Source organism: Oceanisphaera sp. W20_SRM_FM3 (assembly GCF_052119705.1).
GTDB lineage: Bacteria > Pseudomonadota > Gammaproteobacteria > Enterobacterales > Aeromonadaceae > Oceanimonas.
Genome location: NZ_JBGQOP010000002.1, coordinates 31722 through 49570, shown reverse-complemented (window position 1 = coordinate 49570; position 17849 = coordinate 31722). Strand labels below are relative to the sequence as shown.

The following is a 17849-nucleotide window of genomic DNA, read 5'->3' as shown; positions in this document are numbered from 1 at the left end:
GGCAAAAATAGCGCCGAACGCCCAGCAAAAACAAAAAAGCACCGCGTCTTATCAACGCGGTGCTTTTTTTATTGCCGACGGCATTGGTGTAACGCGTTAAGTGCTAGCGCTGTCTGCGGCGTGGCGGTTATTGTAATGGCGATGAATGTAGTCAATCTTGTCCATAAACTGGCTCTTTAGCTTTTCACTCTCGTAATCAAACTTATAACTTTGATGAAAGTTAAGCTGCAAGGTCACGCCACTGCCCGATAACAAGACGCTGTAGCCTTCAAAGTCACTGCTGGCGATGATACCTTCCAGCATGTGCCCATCTTCATAGGGCTCACCGAAATTGCGAATTTTATCGAACACTTCCAGTACGACTTTATTATTCAATTCATTTTGCATGCCTGACTCCTCAAATTTTACGCTTTACGCCCATAAGTCAGGTAACAAACACATAGCTGCTTGTTTGCTACCTATCGCGCAAGAGACGTAAGGCTTACTGCGATATTGCGGTCGCTTACAAAGGCCACACCCACAGTATCATAGGGACTGATACCAGTATAACCAAGAGATCCAGCGGCAGGCCTAAGCGCCAGTAGTCACCAAATTTAAAGCCACCGGGCCCTAATATTAGGGTGTTATTTTGATGCCCGATAGGTGTTAAGAAGGCACAAGAAGCACCTACCGCCACCGCCATTAAAAACGGATCCACACTCACCCCAAGCTGATTGGCGGTACCAATGGCAATCGGGCACATCACCGCAGCCGTGGCGGCGTTATTCATCAAATCTGATAAGTTCATGGTCACGATTAAGATCAGCGCTAAAGCCACTACCGTATGGCCTTGCGCCAGTTGATTAAGCAACACATTAGCAATTAAGCCGGCGGTGCCACTGCTTTCCATGGCTTCGGCCACCGGTATTAAGGCACCAAGCAGGATAATGACCGGCCAATCGATGGCGTTATACACGGAACGCGCTGGTACAGTGCGCACTATCATGGAGACCAGCACACCGGCGGCAAAGGCCACCGCCGTCGGTAAAATACCCAGCGCCGCTATTATTACCGCGCCCATCATGATAGCCGTGGCCATAAGGGCCATGCGTTTGTTAGGTATGCGCAGCTCGCGCTCTGCTAACGGCACACAGCCTAAGCTGCCTGCAAACTCAGATATCGCCTCAGGCGCACCTTGTACCATCAATAAATCACCGGCCCTAAAAGGTTGGGCACGCAGGCGTTTTATAGACCTATTACCTTGGCGCGAAATGGCCAACAGATTTACGCCAAAGCGGGTACGAATTTGAATGCCCGCCGCCGTGCGCCCCAGTAAGCTGGAGCTAGGTAGCACCACCAGCTCACTTAAAATCACATCATCAAAATCAGTATTAGCTTCCGTTACTGTGATTTCTTTAACAGACTCCGCTTTCATTTCAACAGATGGCTCTGACAATGGCTCCGGCAAAACTTCACGCAACGTCGTTTGTGCTTTGGCCGCTGGTGGCTTAAGTTCAGGGCTCTTGGCATTGGCCTCGCTGGCTTTTTCTTTGGCTTGTTTTTCTTTTTCCCGTTCATCTCGGGTCGCTTTGGCTTCTTCCAGCTTTAGCCCTAGGCTGGACAAGGCACTGGACAGCGTTTCGGCTTCAGCTTCCAGTAATAAAATATCACCCGCTCGCGTACGGCGCCGCGGGCTAGGCGGCGTCACCCGCACTTCGTTACGCACTAAGCCTAACACTTGCGCATCCGCCCCTGATAACGCCTGCTCTATTTCGTTTAAGGTCATGCCCTCGGCTTTGCTGCCCGCCGGCACTCGGGCCTCGGTAATGTAGGCGCCCGAGTCAAAGCTGTCGCCGCCCGCCTGCTTTCGACCCGGCACTAGGCGCCAACCAATCAGCGCCACGAAGACCACGCCCACTCCAGCGACCGCTAAGCCCACGGGCGAAAAATCAAACATGCCAAAGTTGCCATCGCCGTTTGCTTGGCGAAAACCCGACACTATCAAGTTAGGGGGCGTACCAATCAAGGTGGTCATGCCGCCTAGAATAGTGCCAAACGACAGCGGCATCAGCACCTTACCTGTGGCTATTTGCTGGTGCTTGGCCATCTGCATCGCCACCGGCATTAATAGCGCCAGTGCACCTACGTTATTCATAAAGGCCGAGAGAAAGGCGCCCAAGGCCGTCAAGGCGGCAATGGAAAAGGTAGTGCCAGCATTGGAGGGCAATAACCAGCGGGTCAGCACGTCAACCGCGCCTGAGTTTTGCAAGCCTTTACTGAGGATGAGCACACAGGCTACGCTTATTACCGCCGGATGGCTGATGCCGTTAAACGCCGACTCGGCTGGCACTAAACCAGCAAAGACACAGGCCAACAAGGCCGCCAAAGCCACCATGTCATGGCGCCAGCGGCCCCATAAAAACAGCAATACAGTACACAATAAGATGAGCAAAATGGTGATTTGAGCGGAATCCATGGAGCTTACTCCTGCTTTTTGGCGTTCACTGTAGAAGACAGCAGCCAAGGACAATAAGGGCCGGGTAATAGCCTTCAATAGTAAGTTGCAGCATCACACCTTGGCACGGCTTTTTATACCCAAATGTAGCCTTTATCCTATGGCCCTCACACTTATCGTTGGATAAATTAACATTTCCATTTGCAACTAGACAGCCAGCACCCATTTTAGCCCAATGAGACGAGGCCTAATCATACCGCCTCTGGCAGCTTTGCTTGCCACCAGAGGCACGACTCTTGATGAGCTATGGTGGTCTTTCAAGCCGTGGCAGGCTAAAATCACTTTTTTATAAAAACGGTAATTAGCATGCTCAAGCTTGGCGATAACAACACCCTACCTCTGATACGTTTAGATGATAAAGGCGGCTGGCTCGATGCCGACCCCTACGGTGAAGCCTTTATCCCAAAGCGCCAATTGCCGGCCAACTGCCAGCCTGGTGATGAGATTGCCGTTTTTATCTATTTGGATGCGGATCTTGAACCTGTGGTCACCACGGATCAGCCCAAGGCCAAAGTCGAGCAGTTTGCCACCCTTAAAGCCGTGTCCAGCAATCGCATCGGCGCCTTTCTCGATTGGGGCATGAAAAAAGATATTTTTGTGCCCGAGCGCAATCAAGTACAACCCATGGAAGCCGGCCGTAACTATGTGGTCTATATCTATTTGGATCACGAAGGCCGCATGGTCGCCAGCAGTAAGCTAGACCGTTTCTACAGCCGCGAGCTGCCTACCTATCAGGTGGGCGATGAAGTGGACTTGCTGATTGCCGAGCCGACTCAGTTAGGCTTTAAAGCCGTAGTGGATAATCAGTTTGGCGGCTTATTGTTTCGCTCAGATATTTCCGGCCGCTTGCCGGTGGGCTTAAGCACCAAAGGCTACGTAAAGCAGATGCGCGACGACGGTAAAATCGACCTCAGCTTGTTTAAGCCAGGCCCTGGCAAGGTAGACGATGCGGCCAGCATTATTCTCGACAAGCTAGAGCGTGCCGGTGGCAGCATGCAGGTCAGCGACAAAACCGACCCTGATACCATTTTCCGCATCTTTGGCGTCAGTAAAGGCACCTTTAAGAAAGCGATTGGCGGCTTGTATAAGCAAGGCCAGATCAGCATCGAAAATGACGGCATTCGCCGCACTAAGTAAAACGCCGCTAAGTAAAGATTCTCGTTAAGCAGGCACCGCTCGCCTATGTCTATCTGGCGAGCAATGTAAAAAAAACCTTAAATTAGCATCCTATCTGCAGTATCTTGTTTAGCGCAGCCGCTGGCGCTGCACACTGACTATCCGTTACACCTAACGTAAGGTAATCATAATGACACCAGTAATCAGAGTCGCCATCGCCGGCTACGGTAACCTCGGCCGCGGCACCCAAGCCGCCATCAAACAAAGTCCAGACATGCGTTTAGTCTGTGTATTCAGCCGCCGAGATCCCGCCTCCGTCACCCTGATCGACCAAAGTGTGCCCGTGTATGCCATGGACGATATCGAACAATATAAAGATGAAATAGACGTGTTGATCTTATGCGGTGGATCCAAGTCTGACTTGCCCGAGCAAGGTCCTGCGTTCGCCGGCTTATTTAATATCGTCGATAGCTTCGATACCCACGCTAAAATTCCTGAGTATTTTGCAGCACTGGATGCGCCAGCTAAAGCCGCTGGCAAAGTCGCCATGCTGTCTGTGGGTTGGGATCCGGGTTTATTTTCTATCAATCGCTTGTATGGCGAAGCCATTTTACCGGTCGGCGAAACCTACACTTTCTGGGGTAAAGGCTTAAGCCAAGGTCACTCAGATGCGATACGTCGCGTCAGTGGTGTTAAATCGGGCGTGCAATATACCATTCCCTCAGAATCAGCGATGGCGCGCGTGCGCAACGGCGAGCAGCCCACGCTCACCACGCGTGAGAAGCACACCCGCGAATGCTTTATCGTGTTGGCAGAGGGTGCCGATGGCGATGCCGTGCGTAACACCATTGTAAGCATGCCCGATTACTTCTCTGACTACGACACCACAGTGAACTTTATCGATCAGCAGACATTTGAGCATGAGCACAGTGCTATGCCTCACGGCGGCTTCGTCATTCGCAGCGGCGTAAGCGGCATCGACGACACCAAGCAAGTATTGGAGTTTTCATTAACACTTGGCAGCAACCCTGAGTTTACCTCCAGCGTGTTAGTGGCCTACGCTCGCGCCACCTATAAAATGCATCAAGCGGGTGAGTGCGGCGCGAAAACCGTACTCGATGTAGCACCTGGCTTGTTATCACCCAAGAGCCCAGCGCAACTGCGTAAAGAATTGCTTTAAAGCAAGCGGTAAGCCGTCAGCGTTAAGCTGTCAGCTAACGATAAAACAATAAAAAGCCCCACGCCTGAATAGGCGCGGGGCTTTTTTATGCAAGAGCTTTAAGATTTTTTGTTCATGAGATCCGGCGTTTAGCTGATCGCTTACCGCTGACGACTTAAAGCTGCCCGAAGGGCACCGTTAAATTTTCGCCATAAAGCCTTGCAGCCACTTGAGTGCTGGCACTTCGGGATCCAGCGTTTCACTGGCGTCCACGGTAAGCATCTCGGTCGCGGCTGTGGCCTGCAACTCTTGCAGTAAAGCATTAAATAACTGGCCGCCACCACAATAGTGCTCATAGCTACTGTCGCCGAGTGCTGCAACGGCATAACGCAATTGTGGCAGTGGGCCACTGTTATCGCGCAGCTCACTAAACAGCGGCAAGATGTCTGCCGGCAATTCGCCCTGCCCAGTAGTAGAGGTTACCACTAGCCAAAAATGCTCAGGATTTAAGTCCGCCAAGGCGGCCTCTTCATGCAGCACTGCCTCATGGCCCGCTGCAATTAATGCCTCTTCTAAGCTTTCTGCCACCGACATGGCCGAGCCATATACGGTGCCGACTATGATATCTACTGCCGCCATTATGATTCCTTATACTTTGATCTTTGGTGGACATTACACCACCAACTAAAAATGAAGATTAAAGATTATCCGCAGCAAAACTCACTGAGCTTGACCACTCAAACTCTGCCATGATCCGCTGCCATTGGCTATCGAGCCCCGCTTCCAGTAGCAAAGGCAAGCCGGTCACCGGATGGCTAAGCGCTAAACTTTGCGCATGCAACAACATGCGCGCGCAATTATATTGAGTACGAAAAAATTTATTATGCCGGCCATCGCCGTGGCTGGTGTCGCCCACGATCGGATGAAATAAATGCGCCATATGGCGACGCAACTGATGCTTTCGCCCGGTTTCTGGCGTTAAGCGCACTAAGCTATAGCGGCTGGTGTCGTGCTTTTTTGACACCGCATATGGCAGCTCTATTTGCGCCAGACTCTGCCAATGGGTCACCGCCTCTTGGGGCGGCTTATCTAAATCCGCAAACTTATCGGCAATGCCATCAGGCTGAAAGCTAAGCGCATAGTCAAGTGTGCCCCGCTCGGGCATAAAGCCACGCACCACGGCTAAATATTGTTTGGTCACCCTGTGCTCGGTAAACGCCTCGGTAAGGCTGCGCGCCACCGCAGAGCTTTTGGCAAATAACAGCACACCCGAAGTCGGCCTGTCTAATCGATGCACCGGAAACACATGGCAGCCCACCGCATCACGGGTCAGTTGCATGGCAAAACGGGTCTCGCCTTTATCAAGCCAACTGCGATGCACTAATAGGCCGGCCTCTTTATTAATGGCAACTAAATGGTCATCTTCAAAGATAATTGCGATGCCGTTATCGATACGGTCCGTTATGGGATCAGCTATGCCGCTTTCAGTGTGTCTGCTGTCGGTGCTCATACTTGACGCTCAATAGCTTGGCCAGACAAGGCTTCATCTAATTGAGCGATGGCCTCGGTTAAGTCTCGCGTGTCTTCACTCAAACCGGCGAAGCTCTGTTGTGCCATGGGGTAGACGCTGATCTCAGTAGGCAAAGGCACGCCGGCCGCGAGCATGGCTCGCAACCGCGCCAACAGCACAAACTGTAGCCACTGCGCCAAACTCAAGGTATCCACACAAAATGGCAGCGTGCTGGCCAGCGCCTCATCACGAGGCGCCGCCGCTTGCCACCAAGACAGCGCCTTAAGTGCCGCTTCGATGGCGGCGAGTTTTTTTTCTATGACATCTAACGGGTTTGCTAGGGTACATAGCGAATTTTGTGGCGCAACTGACATCATACAAGTCCTCTTTAAACACCCAGCCACTATACCATCTTGCCCTGAGACTCCCTATAATCGACGGCCGTGCAACAGGAGAAATCGATGCAAATAAATACCTTGAGTGAATTTTTAACCCAGGCCGGCACCGAGTTTCGCCTCTTCGATCTGGGTCGTCGTTTACAGACCATTGAGCCTGCTGATTTTGTGGCTATTGAAACCCATCAGCGCCCTTATCCTTGGCCCTTACAGCGCCATGCTTGGCTGGCAGTCTGCTATTGGAAAACCCACAGCGCCGATCAACCTTACATCTGGTTTTTAAAGCTACCGCTTGATGAGCGCGGCCTACTCAACAATGGTGCGGTTAAGTACTTTTTAGCGGCCTTAGTCGAACAATTAGGCCAAGATTTAACCGCGCCCTTAAGCGATGAACAACAGCAAAATTTGGCGCAAACGCCTTTTACCTTTGCGCCCTCGCCCGAAAAACTGGCCGCCTTTCATGCCCGTTTAGGGCAAGTTTTGCACACGCCGCCCTCTCATTTCTATCAAGGTGCGCTCGATTATTTAGCCGCCCCCACCCAAGATGACTGGCAGCAATTAGGCTTGCAGGGCTTGGCAGAAGTGGCGGCGCGTTTGCAAAACGATGCGCCGTTAAGTCAGCTATTAGTAAGCCAATGGCCACTCTTACCTGAGCCGGTGCAAACCGCACTCTGCCAGCAGTGTGAGCATCAACCACTGTCAGACTCGGTGAATCAGTTATTGTTAGATGCGGTGAGTCACGAGCTGGAGCGCCACACGCCTGATAATGAGCGCATCGCATTATTATTGCGGGCCACGGCGGCCAGTCCGGCGTTTATTAGTCGCCAGCAAAAAATCGCCACCCTACTCAGCGTGGCGCCCAGTCAGGCTTTAATGCTGTGTTTAGTGGCCAGACTTTGGCAAGAATTAGCCGATGAAGCCTTATTACTGGCGTATTTAAGCCAACTGGCCGAGCGCCACGGCGAACTCTTTAATGCCGTGTTTTCCGAGCTGGTGTCGCTGCCCGTGCTGCGGCCATTAATCTTGAGCAACTTGCATAACCCAGCCTTAGCGCCCGCCTTAAAAGACGCACTGGGCGCCTTGTATACCGCATCGGCATCAGCATGACGGAGTTACTGAGTTTAATGGCGATCTTACTGTTTGGCGCCGGCTACTGGCAGCTCAGGCGTCAAAGTGAGTTTGCACAAGCTTGGCTGGCCCGTTATTGTCGCCAACAGAGCTTTCAATTGTTAAGCGTGTATCGGTATCGCTTCAAATGGCAACGAGGCAGACTGCTAACGCAGTTTAGGTTTGAGTTCAGCCACGATGGCCTGCAACAGAACGAGGGAGTATTGTGGCTGCATCACCTCACAGTGCTCAATGTAGACTTGCCAGTATTGCGCGAGACAGATTCACCTATGCTTTAAGCGTGAGGCGTATGTAACCCTATATTCAACTTAACGAGTAGAAAATTAAGGAGATTTTATGATGGAATCAATTAATCACCCATTTAGCGCTCTGTTTGAGCAATTAGGGTTAGATGCCAGCCATGATGGCATTGAGCAATTTATTAAAAGTCACCAATTGCCCGCCGACTTGGAATTAGTGGACGCGCCCTTTTGGAGCAAAGCTCAAGCCAGTTTCTTAAAAGAAGGCTGGCAAGCCGACTCAGACTGGGCCGAAGTAATAGACCAGCTCAATATCAGCCTTAGATAAGCCCTGCGGGCAGCTTGAAGCTGTAAGCGGTCAGCTCAATAAAAACAGCGGTTTTCGTCGATAGCCGTCTCTTCAGCGAAAAGTCGTGGTGACGATATTTTAAATCTCTAAGGGATAAGCTGGCTGCAGGCTCAACACGAGTTATGTGACATTACTTAGCTTTAGATAGGCCGACAAAAAAAGCGTTACATAAGCAGAGTTGAATAAAAATTATGCCTCAACAACAGATACTGGCGGTGATACGCCAGCTCGCCGTCGAAGAAAAAGCCATCACCACGGCGGCAGTGCGCGCCCGTCTTACCACGCCAGTGCCCTTAAGCGAGCTATTGGCGCTGGTGAGTCGCTATAAACAGTCACCGGACAGTTTGCCGCCGCTGACGACGGCCAGCTTGCACGGCGCTAATACACATGCACAACCAGAGTCTGAGCTATCTGAGCTAAGCGAACGCCTGCTCGCTCTCGAGCAGCTCGTCACTGAACAGGCGCTGAGACTGGAACGTTTAGAACATTTATTAGCGACCACCTTGGGTGGAAAAAATGATTAATCGCCACCTCAACTAAATTGTCAACTCAACTAGTACGCCGAAGGACTGAGTAATGTGGGTATGTGAACTGCACTTTGATTGCTACCAAGAAACCGAATTAGCCGAGGCTGAGCCCGCTATTCGCCAGTTTATTGATGCGCTGCGCTATAACGGACAAATTATCGGCCGGGAATTCCCGACCGCCATGCATGCTGACGGCCTCACCACGCGCGTGGTGTGCCCCGAGCAAGATAGCCTGCATGCCCGCTATCACAGCCGCCAAGTAGAGCTGGCGATTGACCGTTTACACCAAGCAGGCCTCACTAGCCCTAAGATGGCGATGAAAGGCCAAGACCTCAATTCCGACACCACAGATGCTTGCAGCGAGCGGCCGTGGCAACTGCTGTACACCACCTATTTACACTCTTGTTCGCCGCTGCGTTGTGGCGAGCATTTGGCGCCCATCCCTTTGTATAAAATACCGGCGGTGGCCAATGGCGATGCTAAACAAGTGATCAAATGGCAAGAAGATTGGGAAGCCTGTGACCAGCTGCAAATGAACGGTTCTGTCTTAGAGCACGGGGCGGTCAGCGAGATCAGCGAGCCCAGCAGCCGTTTAAGTCAGCGCGGCATCAAACTGTGTAAGCAAATAGAGTCGCTCACAAAAATACCGACTTTTTATTACTTATATCGCGTGGGTGGCGACAATTTAGCGTCCGAGTTAGCGCGCCCTTGCCCAAGCTGTGGCCAGCCTTGGCAGTTAAGCGAGCCGCTGCACGATATTTTTGATTTCAAATGCGAGCCCTGCCGTTTAGTCTCAAACTTATCTTGGGATTTTAAAGACTAACTACAGCGCTAAGCGCCCAGCGCCAAAAAGGCTAAGACTAAAAAATGGATGGCTGCGCTCGCAAGACGGGAAGACGGCAAAGACCACACGTTCGTCTGTGCGAGGAGTGCAACGACGGGGCAATCCATGCTTAGTGTTGAGTTTTTAGTGTTGAATGCTGAATGCTGAATGAAAAACATAGCGCCCAGCGCCAAGAAGACTAAAAATGGAATGGAATGGATTGCTTCGCTCGCAATGCACTGAGGCGGATTTCGGCGGTCGCCGCATCTACATTCTTGCGGCATGCCGATATCGGCGCTGCTGTTGGCTTGCCCCCTTCACTCTTCCCCCTTATTCCTCACGCGCTAATCAACAAGGCTCTACTTGGCGTAAAAACGTCGCCAAATTTGGGGCCAACACACCAATACAGCCCTTACCTAAGCGCTCTAATTGCACTTCGCCGCTGGCATTATTAAGCGTCACCAACTTTTGCTCATCAGCACAGCTGGCTAAAAACCAGCTGGCCGGCAATTTCAGCTTTCTCATCATCAACTGATGGGCAATTTGATGTTGTTGTAGCCGTTCAAAATCCGCTTCATTCCAAGGCTGTAACAAGGTAAAAAATAAGCCTTTAAAACAGCCCTCGATATTGCCCGCGTAATAGTGGCCAAAAAATTCACTCACATCAGGGTGCACCGCTATTTCCAGCGCCTCGCCTACATTGGAAAATGCGCTAGGCTCAGGCTTTAGCCAAGCCTGCCAACCTACCTGACCCGCCACGGCGGGCAAAAGCTCAGCAGGGGAAGGAAAATCCGCATCGTGCGCCACCAAGGGAATACCGCCGACCCGACGCTGGCGGACAAATAATTCGCAAAGCGCGTTCACCACTTGATCTTGCATACTAAAGACTCACAATAAGGTCAGAGCATCTTATTCTACCAATTGGACTTTGAAATGACACCCGAGCAAAAATATCAGGCAAGCTTGGCACTCGATGCCTTAGCCTTAGGTAAACAAAGCAGCTACGTCTGTGAATACGATGCCAGCCAGTTACAAGGCGTGCCCCGCAGCTTAAACCGCGATGATTTGGGCTTAACTCCAGATAACCTACCCTTTGCCGGTGAAGATGTGTGGAACCTGTATGAACTGTCTTGGCTGAATAGCAAAGGTAAGCCTGTGGTAGCCATGGGCGAGGTGCGCGTGCCCATTAATAGCGTCAACCTTATTGAATCAAAATCCTTCAAGCTGTATCTGAATAGTTTAAATCAAAGCCACTTCGAGCATTTAGAGGATGTGGAAGAGGTGATGACGAGAGACTTGAGCCTGTGTGCGCAAACCGTCGTCAAAGTAAAACTCTATGAGCTAAAAAATGCCTCTAACCAATTTGGTATCTTGCCCGGCGATTGTATCGACCATCTGGACATAGAGGTGCAGCAGTATCAGCCGGATTTGGCGCTATTAGACAATATAACGGATGACGAATGGGTCAACGAAACACTGCACTCACACCTGCTTAAATCAAACTGCTTAGTTACCGGTCAGCCCGATTGGGGCAGTATTATGATCCGCTACCAAGGCCCGCGTATTAATCGCGAAGCCTTGTTGCGCTACCTGATCTCATTTCGTCAACACAATGAATTTCATGAGCAATGCGTCGAGCGCATTTTTATGGACTTACAGCAACACGCCAAGCCAAAAGAATTAACTGTCTATGCCCGTTACACCCGCCGTGGCGGACTCGATATTAATCCCTATCGCAGTAACGTAGCCGGCAAAGCCGCCAACGTGCGCTTGCAGCGCCAGTAATGCCCAGTGGGGAGCGGTCAGCTTAAGCCGTCTGTTAAAAAATAAAACGGAGTCTAGGTGTTCTTTGCCTAACAGACGGCCCGACATTAGCACAGGCAAGAGACAGCGCAGAAGTTTACGTGTGACGTACACCTCAGGCCTATGACGGCTGATATATAAGTGACTGCTTACGCTTAGGGCTGCACAAGCGAGTCTTCACTCGGCTCGCACTTATGGTAAGCTGGATAGCTATTTGCATGCATATCGGTGTTTGTTATTGTGATCTTGTCTGTTGCCGTTTTGGTTTCCCATCTGGCTGGTGCTCCCGTACTGCAGCATCACCAAATTGAGCCTGTGCAGCTGCAACAGGCTCAGCAACTAATGCTTAGCCGTCCGGCCGAATGCGTCGCCATCACTCAATTATTTTTGCAGCGTAAAGAAATTGATCCCGCAAAGTTGGTCAACTCTCGACAAGATTTTGACCAAGAAGCCATGAGCCAGCACTATCGCTCACGAGAACAAAGCCTAGTAGCGTGGCAAATTCAAGCCTTGTGCCAAGCCAACGAAGGCTTATTGTTGCCAGCCGATGCCAGCATTAATCAGGCGATTAAGCTGGCTAAGCGCTATCGCCAAACCGACAGCCACGCGGCGGGCTTAATGATCAAGGCTAAATTATCACTGGCCAGACAAGATGCCGCACAAGCGAACAAGCTGCTAAATCATGCCCAAACCCTACTTAATGCCGAGAGTGCCGACGCTTTACAGCAAGCACTGCCGCTGCTGCAAGCCAGCACCCTCTTCTATCAACACAAAATGGAAGAGGCCCGCTTAGCGTTTGAGCATGTTCGCTTGCAAGCTCAAGAAGATAATCAGCATACCCAGCAGGCGTGGGCCAATTACTTATTGGCTAATTATTATCAGCTCATACAACAAGACGAATTAGCACTAGCTCACTACGTAGAAACCCTCAGCCTGCTTGGCAAACGTCGCCAGTATTACTTAAAAGCGCAGGCCGCAGAAAAAGCCGCAGCGATTAATGCCAGCTTAGGCAAAAGTGAACAAGCCATTCATTTTGCCAATCTCGCAACCAGTGAGTTTGAATCGTTAGGCAATCCCAATTTATTAATTAGCTCCTTACTTAACTTAGGTCGAGTGACGCGCACCAGCAGTCAAGACGCCAGCTTGGCGTTAGTCTATTTTTTTAATGCGCTGGATTTGGCTAAAATCTTGGTCGACAACAATCAAATAGCGCAATTGTATTTAGAAATTGGCCACAGCTATCGGCTGTTAGATAAACCAAGCGAAGCGCTCCCCTATTTGAACCAAGCCCGCGCTAGCTTTGAGCGTAATCACGATATTAAGCCAGCTGGCGCGCACAAGATGGTAGCGCAGCAACAAAAACCACTACTACTAATAGATACACTGCATCAACTAGGCCAGTTGTATATGAGCCAGCACGAAAACGGCTTGGCCTTATTACAGCTAGAGCAGGCACTCACACTTGCCGAGCGCATCAAGAATGTACCGCGTTTAATCGAGAGCCATCGTTTATTGGCACTGTTATTTGAACACAATCATAACCCCAGCCAAGCCTTAATTCATTATCAGGCCTATCACGACCATTTCGCCCAAGCCAGCCAGCTTAATCGTTTATTGACCCAAAGCTTAGTGCAAGATAATGACCAGCAGTTGCAGCAAGAGCGTGAGTTGGCGAGCCTACGCCTGCAAGGCAAGCAATTACAGCAAGATAAACAGTTGTTCTCATCCTTGGTCATCGCACTCAGCGTGAGTGCGGCGTTACTGTTATATGCCGTGTGGCGTAATCTGGTGTCTCGACGGCGCTTGCATGAGCAAAATACCGTCTTAACGCATTCTTTGTTAGTGGAATCGCGTACCGGCCTACCTAATTGGCGCCAGCTCATGCTGCGCTTGCCCAAAGAAGTGGCCAAGAGCCAGCTTAGCTCAGAGCAATGGTACTTAAATGAAGCTCAAGCTCAGCCATTTGATGATAAAATTTACTACCTGCTGTTGCATGTCCCCTTTATGGTCGATTTGAGTGAACGCTTAGGGTTAGTGGCCGCCAGAGCGCTGCAACAACAGCTAGGCACTTATCTGCAAGGACGTATCCATCCTGAGGCGCGTCTGTATGACTTGCGCGAAGGGCAATTTATGTATGTTATTGCACAACGCCAAGTAAGCTCATTGCAGGAAACGTTAACCAATTTAGAGCGCATGTTTGAGGAATTTCCCTCTGTTTATAACTTAGATAAGCGTTTAGCGATTGGCATTATTGGTCATCCGTTCTTGCCAAAAGCCCCTCATGCACTGGATGATATGCGCATGGGTGATATTTTATATCTGGCCATGGCCGCCGCACACCAACTGAGTAAAGAAACCGGTGAGCGAGCTTGGGTAGAATTATTGGCTCTGGATTGCCAGCAAGCGGCTTTTTTTAATGGTGATATACGTCATTGTTGCATTCAAGGTATTCTCAAAGGCTTAGTAAAAGTAAACTGTTCCCATCAAAAACATTATATTGATTGGCAAGCCTTAGCTCCTGAGCGAGCCAAGACGATTTAATTGATAAGGGCGGCTTCGCAGGTATCACATGAATAATCTTAACGATAAATTGATGTTGCAAGAGCTAACAGCGGTGATCACTCGGCTAGAACACCTCATCGCTGATTTAAAACACCCAGCGTCACGTTTAGCCATACAGCCCGACGACACTAACTCCCGATTATTTAGCCAGTGGCAAAAATTATTGACAGGTACCAAACCTCAGGCGTCGAGTACGCAGCTCAATGCTGAGGTGCTGGCCGCCGAGCTTGAGCTGCAATTGCTGCGCTTACAAAACGGGTACACTAAACTCGCCCGCTTGCAGCAGTTGGGCAGCCAGAAGTTAAGCGCAGCCGCTACTCTATTGCAGCAATCGGGCGCCAGTCCCATTGAGGGCGACGAACTGCTGGCGCAATTGCGTATCGGTGATGCTAGTCATCAAGTACAACTGTGGCAACTACTCGATTATTACCAGCAAGCGCTCGAAGACGTGCTAGATCGTGAGCGCCAAAATGAAGCCCTTCAGCATCAATTATGCTCGCGTTTACAGCAGTTGGTGGAAGAGCTACATTTTTCTGGTCCAGTCGCCATCGAACTGGCCAAGATCCGTCGACAATTGCTCAATCCCGTAGCGCCCGCCGAATTACCTGAGGTGTGCTTACGCTTAATTGATCTCACCATTGAAGGCGTGCGCTTTGAGCGCAGCAACGCCAAGCAATATTTAACTAAGCTGTACACAGATCTCGAAGAGGTGCATCAATACGCAGCTATCACCCTCAGCGAAGAACAATCATTGTGTGACGCACGCAGTCATCATAACCAGCATGTTGCCGGTGAGCTGAGAGCCATTAGCGAGCATTTAATTTGCCAAGAAAATGCCCAACTCAAAGCCGATATTGAAGTGCGCATGCGCAGCATTAACCATATCTTAGTGCAAAATGAGCGTTTACAAGCGCGCGAGCAAGCCTTACTAACCCGCATGACAGAAATGGAACAACAGATTGGCTTTCTGAAACAAGAAGCCGATCATTTCCAGCAACAACTCAGCAAGCAAAATGATAAGCTGTTTGTCGACAGCTTAACGCAAATTCATAACCGAGCCGGCATGGATCAACGGCTCGAAGTAGAATATCGACAATGGTTACGTGATGATAAACCCTTATGTATTGCCTTGCTCGATATCGATTATTTCAAGGAAATTAATGATAAATATGGCCATCTCGCCGGCGATAAAGCGCTGCGTCTGATTGCCAGAACCTTACAAAGATCATTGCGCGAAAGCGATTTTGTCGCGCGTTTTGGCGGTGAGGAATTCACGGTACTGCTCAATAATGTCAGCCAAGATAACCTAGAAACACCGTTACAAAAACTGCGTGAGCAAGTGAAAAAGATTCCTTTTCGCTTTAAAGACCAACCGGTGACTATCACAATTTCCTTAGGCGCGACGCTATTTAAAGCGGGCGATACTATACATTCTGCCTTGGAGCGCGCCGATCAAGCCTTATATCGCGCTAAGCACGCGGGCCGTGATCAGCTAGTCATCGACTGACCACATAACAATATTCAAGGAGTGATAATGATCACCCATATAAATCCAGTGGGCAGCATGAACTTGCTGTCACAAATTGAAGTGGACAACCTAAAAAAATCAGCACACGGCAACCTGTACCAGCTATTTCGTAATTGCGCCTTGGCCGTGCTTAATTCAGGTAGCCAAACCGACAATTCGAAAGAAATTTTAGACCGTCATAAAGATTTTGACATTAACGTGATCCGCCGTGAGCGCGGCGTAAAATTAGAGCTATTTAATCCGCCGATACACGCCTTCGTGGATGGCGAGATTATTCGCGGCATTCAAGATCATTTGTTCTCTGTGCTGCGCGATATTATTTATGTAAACAGCAAACTGCAATTTGCAGAAGAGTGCAACCTCAGCTCAGCACAGTTAACAGACTTAGTCTTTTCAATTTTGCGCAATGCCGGCACAGTACACACAGGCCAAGAACCAAACTTGGCCGTGTGCTGGGGCGGACACTCCATTTCAGCCTTGGAATATCAGTACACCCGCGAAGTGGGCAATGAGCTAGGGCTGCGTGATATGAACATCTGTACTGGCTGTGGCCCCGGCGCCATGGAAGGTCCGATGAAAGGTGCAGCTGTGGGGCATGCCAAACAAAGAGTGTCTGGTAGCCGTTATATCGGCCTGACTGAACCCTCTATTATTGCCGCCGAGCCGCCAAATCCCATCGTCAACGAGCTGGTGATCCTGCCCGATATCGAGAAACGTTTAGAAGCCTTCGTACGCGTGGGTCACGGCATTATCGTGTTTCCGGGTGGCGTGGGTACCGCCGAAGAAATTTTATACATTTTGGGCATAATGTTGCACCCTGAAAACCGCAATCAGCCGATGCCGATTATTTTTACCGGCCCCAAAGCAAGCGCCGACTATTTTCGTAGCATGGATGAATTTATTGGCAGCACCTTGGGCAAAGACGCCCAATCGCTGTATCAAATCATCATCGACAATCCGGCAGAAGTGGCGCGCCGCGTCAAAAATGCCATGCCGTTAGTACGCGATTATCGCAAGTCCGTGGGGGATGCCTACTCCTTTAACTGGTCGCTGCACATAGAGCCTGAGTTTCAACAGCCGTTTGTACCCGATCATGCAAACATGGCCAGCCTAAATCTTAATCGCGATCAACCGCCGCAACAGCTGGCGGCTAACCTGCGCCGAGCTTTCTCGGGCATAGTGGCGGGTAACGTGAAAGAAGGCGGTATTAAAGCCATTGAAGAATTCGGCCCTTTCTTGCTCAATGGTGAGCCTGAAATGATGCAGATGATGGATAAACTACTACAGCAATTTGTCGAACAAGAACGCATGAAACTGCCAGGCACCACCTATGTGCCTTGCTATCGTATTAACCGTTAATATATGCAACTGCTGATCCTTGACGCGCTCAATTTGATCCGCCGCCTCTATGCGGTACAAGAGCTGCAACATCAAGACAGTAAAGCCGCACTGGCCGCCACCAGTGCGGCTCTCATTCATGCAGCTACCCGCTTGCTGCGCCAATTTCAGCCCAGTCACGTGGTAGCGGTATTTGATGGCGCGCCTCAGGGTTTTCGCCATCATTTATATCCCGCTTACAAAGCGAATCGCAAACCCATGCCCGCGCCCTTGGCCGATTACTTAGGCCAATTGCAACAAGACTTATGGGGTATCGGCATAGATGCGCTGCTCTCCGACACAGATGAAGCGGACGACTTAATTGCCACCTTGGCGCGCACCCTCAGCCGCCACGGTAAATCCAGTGTCATCGTCTCTACCGATCAAGGTTTCTGCCAACTGCTTAACCCGCATATTCAGCTGTGGGATCACTTCAAGCAAGCCGCCGTTACCCAAGCGGGTGCCGAGCAAAAATTTCAGTTAGGCATCCATCAACTGGTGGATTATTGGGCGCTCACCGGCGTCTCGGGTAGCAGCATCAAAGGTGTGCCGGGCATAGGCCCAAAACGCGCTCATGCCTTACTTGCGCGTTGGCATAACCTAGACAACTTGCTGACTGAGGCGCAAAATATGCCAGACGACGAGCTATCCAAAGAAGATAACGCCGTGCTCACCCATAGAGAGCAAGCGCTGCTGGCTCGGCAATTAGTCAAGCTAGTTGATGATATCGAGCTGGGTTTTAATCTTAGCCAACTGCGCTATCACAGTTCGACTAAGGGCGGATAGCTGGTGCCTTGCTAAGCTGCTATAACGGCTTATTGTTACTCTCCACAGACGGA

Annotated in this window: 18 protein-coding genes; 12 read left to right on the top strand and 6 right to left on the bottom strand. The window is 50.4% G+C overall.

The window, feature by feature from the left end; genetic code table 11:
* Positions 1-96: 96 nt before the first annotated feature.
* Together ACEN2G_RS01560 and ACEN2G_RS01555 are read right to left on the bottom strand one after the other, a co-directional pair.
* Positions 97-387: a DUF3081 domain-containing protein gene (locus tag ACEN2G_RS01560; protein ID WP_442019709.1), complete on the bottom strand. Its 291-nt coding sequence runs from the start codon at positions 385-387 to the stop codon at positions 97-99.
* Positions 388-502: 115 nt separating this feature from the next.
* Positions 503-2455, bottom strand: coding sequence for an SLC13 family permease (locus ACEN2G_RS01555; RefSeq protein ID WP_442019708.1), 1953 nt, complete (start codon positions 2453-2455; stop codon positions 503-505).
* A 345-nt stretch (positions 2456-2800) separates the two neighbouring features.
* On the opposite strand from ACEN2G_RS01555, the gene ACEN2G_RS01550 reads away from it, so the two are divergent.
* Positions 2801-3631, top strand: a complete 831-nt coding sequence (locus ACEN2G_RS01550) for a CvfB family protein (protein WP_442019707.1) — start codon at positions 2801-2803, stop codon at positions 3629-3631.
* 169 nt (positions 3632-3800) lie between these two features.
* Positions 3801-4790, top strand: a complete 990-nt coding sequence (locus tag ACEN2G_RS01545; protein WP_442019706.1) for a diaminopimelate dehydrogenase — start codon at positions 3801-3803, stop codon at positions 4788-4790.
* A 177-nt stretch (positions 4791-4967) separates the two neighbouring features.
* Here ACEN2G_RS01545 and ACEN2G_RS01540 read toward each other — a convergent pair whose 3' ends face one another.
* Genes ACEN2G_RS01540 through ACEN2G_RS01530 form a run of 3 tightly spaced genes read right to left on the bottom strand, consistent with a single transcriptional unit; the run spans position 4968 to position 6656 of the window.
* Positions 4968-5408: a flavodoxin gene (locus tag ACEN2G_RS01540; RefSeq protein ID WP_442019705.1), complete on the bottom strand. Its 441-nt coding sequence runs from the start codon at positions 5406-5408 to the stop codon at positions 4968-4970.
* A 58-nt stretch (positions 5409-5466) separates the two neighbouring features.
* A complete protein-coding gene (gene truC / locus ACEN2G_RS01535; protein WP_442019704.1) occupies positions 5467-6279 on the bottom strand; it encodes a tRNA pseudouridine(65) synthase TruC in 813 nt (270 codons plus the stop codon).
* The gene (locus ACEN2G_RS01530; protein ID WP_442019703.1) at positions 6276-6656 is read right to left on the bottom strand and encodes a YqcC family protein; all 381 of its coding nucleotides are present in this window, start codon (positions 6654-6656) and stop codon (positions 6276-6278) included. Before ACEN2G_RS01530 ends, truC begins: the two co-directional genes overlap by 4 nt.
* 84 nt (positions 6657-6740) lie before the next feature.
* Here ACEN2G_RS01530 and ACEN2G_RS01525 point away from each other — a divergent pair, with 84 nt between their 5' ends.
* The 5 genes from ACEN2G_RS01525 to ACEN2G_RS01505 all read left to right on the top strand — a co-directional run bounded on the left by ACEN2G_RS01525 (position 6741) and on the right by ACEN2G_RS01505 (position 9740).
* Positions 6741-7781 carry a DUF3549 family protein gene (locus ACEN2G_RS01525; RefSeq protein WP_442019702.1) on the top strand — a complete coding sequence of 347 codons (1041 nt, stop codon included), beginning with the start codon at positions 6741-6743 and terminating at the stop codon, positions 7779-7781.
* A complete protein-coding gene (locus ACEN2G_RS01520; RefSeq protein WP_442019701.1) occupies positions 7778-8080 on the top strand; it encodes a DUF3301 domain-containing protein in 303 nt (100 codons plus the stop codon). Before ACEN2G_RS01525 ends, ACEN2G_RS01520 begins: the two co-directional genes overlap by 4 nt.
* 58 nt (positions 8081-8138) lie before the next feature.
* Entirely contained in the window at positions 8139-8369 is a 231-nt protein-coding gene (locus tag ACEN2G_RS01515; protein ID WP_442019700.1) for a DUF2789 domain-containing protein, read from the top strand.
* Between the two features lie 212 nt (positions 8370-8581).
* Positions 8582-8914, top strand: a complete 333-nt coding sequence (locus tag ACEN2G_RS01510) for a hypothetical protein (protein WP_442019699.1) — start codon at positions 8582-8584, stop codon at positions 8912-8914.
* A gap of 52 nt (positions 8915-8966) precedes the next feature.
* Positions 8967-9740: a Zn-ribbon-containing protein gene (locus ACEN2G_RS01505; protein WP_442019698.1), complete on the top strand. Its 774-nt coding sequence runs from the start codon at positions 8967-8969 to the stop codon at positions 9738-9740.
* Between the two features lie 348 nt (positions 9741-10088).
* Here the strand turns inward: ACEN2G_RS01505 and ACEN2G_RS01500 are convergent, their stop codons facing one another.
* Positions 10089-10619, bottom strand: coding sequence for a SecY-interacting protein Syd (locus ACEN2G_RS01500; protein ID WP_442019697.1), 531 nt, complete (start codon positions 10617-10619; stop codon positions 10089-10091).
* A gap of 54 nt (positions 10620-10673) precedes the next feature.
* Here ACEN2G_RS01500 and queF point away from each other — a divergent pair, with 54 nt between their 5' ends.
* The 5 genes from queF to xni all read left to right on the top strand — a co-directional run bounded on the left by queF (position 10674) and on the right by xni (position 17796).
* A complete protein-coding gene (queF, locus tag ACEN2G_RS01495; RefSeq protein WP_442019696.1) occupies positions 10674-11525 on the top strand; it encodes an NADPH-dependent 7-cyano-7-deazaguanine reductase QueF in 852 nt (283 codons plus the stop codon).
* 258 nt (positions 11526-11783) lie between these two features.
* The gene (locus tag ACEN2G_RS01490; RefSeq protein WP_442019695.1) at positions 11784-14084 is read left to right on the top strand and encodes a tetratricopeptide repeat protein; all 2301 of its coding nucleotides are present in this window, start codon (positions 11784-11786) and stop codon (positions 14082-14084) included.
* Positions 14085-14112: 28 nt separating this feature from the next.
* Positions 14113-15612, top strand: coding sequence for a diguanylate cyclase domain-containing protein (locus ACEN2G_RS01485; RefSeq protein WP_442019694.1), 1500 nt, complete (start codon positions 14113-14115; stop codon positions 15610-15612).
* A gap of 27 nt (positions 15613-15639) precedes the next feature.
* Entirely contained in the window at positions 15640-16992 is a 1353-nt protein-coding gene (ppnN, locus tag ACEN2G_RS01480; RefSeq protein WP_442019693.1) for a nucleotide 5'-monophosphate nucleosidase PpnN, read from the top strand.
* Positions 16993-16995: 3 nt separating this feature from the next.
* Positions 16996-17796, top strand: a complete 801-nt coding sequence (gene xni, locus ACEN2G_RS01475; protein WP_442019692.1) for a flap endonuclease Xni — start codon at positions 16996-16998, stop codon at positions 17794-17796.
* The last annotated feature ends 53 nt before the right edge of the window (positions 17797-17849 follow it).

Coding starts and splice junctions, on each gene's coding strand:
- ACEN2G_RS01560 (WP_442019709.1), bottom strand. CDS start 387: ATGCAAAATGAATTGAATAATAAAGTCGTACTGGAAGTGTTCGATAAA.
- ACEN2G_RS01555 (WP_442019708.1), bottom strand. CDS start 2,455: ATGGATTCCGCTCAAATCACCATTTTGCTCATCTTATTGTGTACTGTA.
- ACEN2G_RS01550 (WP_442019707.1), top strand. CDS start 2,801: ATGCTCAAGCTTGGCGATAACAACACCCTACCTCTGATACGTTTAGAT.
- ACEN2G_RS01545 (WP_442019706.1), top strand. CDS start 3,801: ATGACACCAGTAATCAGAGTCGCCATCGCCGGCTACGGTAACCTCGGC.
- ACEN2G_RS01540 (WP_442019705.1), bottom strand. CDS start 5,408: ATGGCGGCAGTAGATATCATAGTCGGCACCGTATATGGCTCGGCCATG.
- truC (WP_442019704.1), bottom strand. CDS start 6,279: ATGAGCACCGACAGCAGACACACTGAAAGCGGCATAGCTGATCCCATA.
- ACEN2G_RS01530 (WP_442019703.1), bottom strand. CDS start 6,656: ATGATGTCAGTTGCGCCACAAAATTCGCTATGTACCCTAGCAAACCCG.
- ACEN2G_RS01525 (WP_442019702.1), top strand. CDS start 6,741: ATGCAAATAAATACCTTGAGTGAATTTTTAACCCAGGCCGGCACCGAG.
- ACEN2G_RS01520 (WP_442019701.1), top strand. CDS start 7,778: ATGACGGAGTTACTGAGTTTAATGGCGATCTTACTGTTTGGCGCCGGC.
- ACEN2G_RS01515 (WP_442019700.1), top strand. CDS start 8,139: ATGATGGAATCAATTAATCACCCATTTAGCGCTCTGTTTGAGCAATTA.
- ACEN2G_RS01510 (WP_442019699.1), top strand. CDS start 8,582: ATGCCTCAACAACAGATACTGGCGGTGATACGCCAGCTCGCCGTCGAA.
- ACEN2G_RS01505 (WP_442019698.1), top strand. CDS start 8,967: ATGTGGGTATGTGAACTGCACTTTGATTGCTACCAAGAAACCGAATTA.
- ACEN2G_RS01500 (WP_442019697.1), bottom strand. CDS start 10,619: ATGCAAGATCAAGTGGTGAACGCGCTTTGCGAATTATTTGTCCGCCAG.
- queF (WP_442019696.1), top strand. CDS start 10,674: ATGACACCCGAGCAAAAATATCAGGCAAGCTTGGCACTCGATGCCTTA.
- ACEN2G_RS01485 (WP_442019694.1), top strand. CDS start 14,113: ATGAATAATCTTAACGATAAATTGATGTTGCAAGAGCTAACAGCGGTG.
- ppnN (WP_442019693.1), top strand. CDS start 15,640: ATGATCACCCATATAAATCCAGTGGGCAGCATGAACTTGCTGTCACAA.
- xni (WP_442019692.1), top strand. CDS start 16,996: ATGCAACTGCTGATCCTTGACGCGCTCAATTTGATCCGCCGCCTCTAT.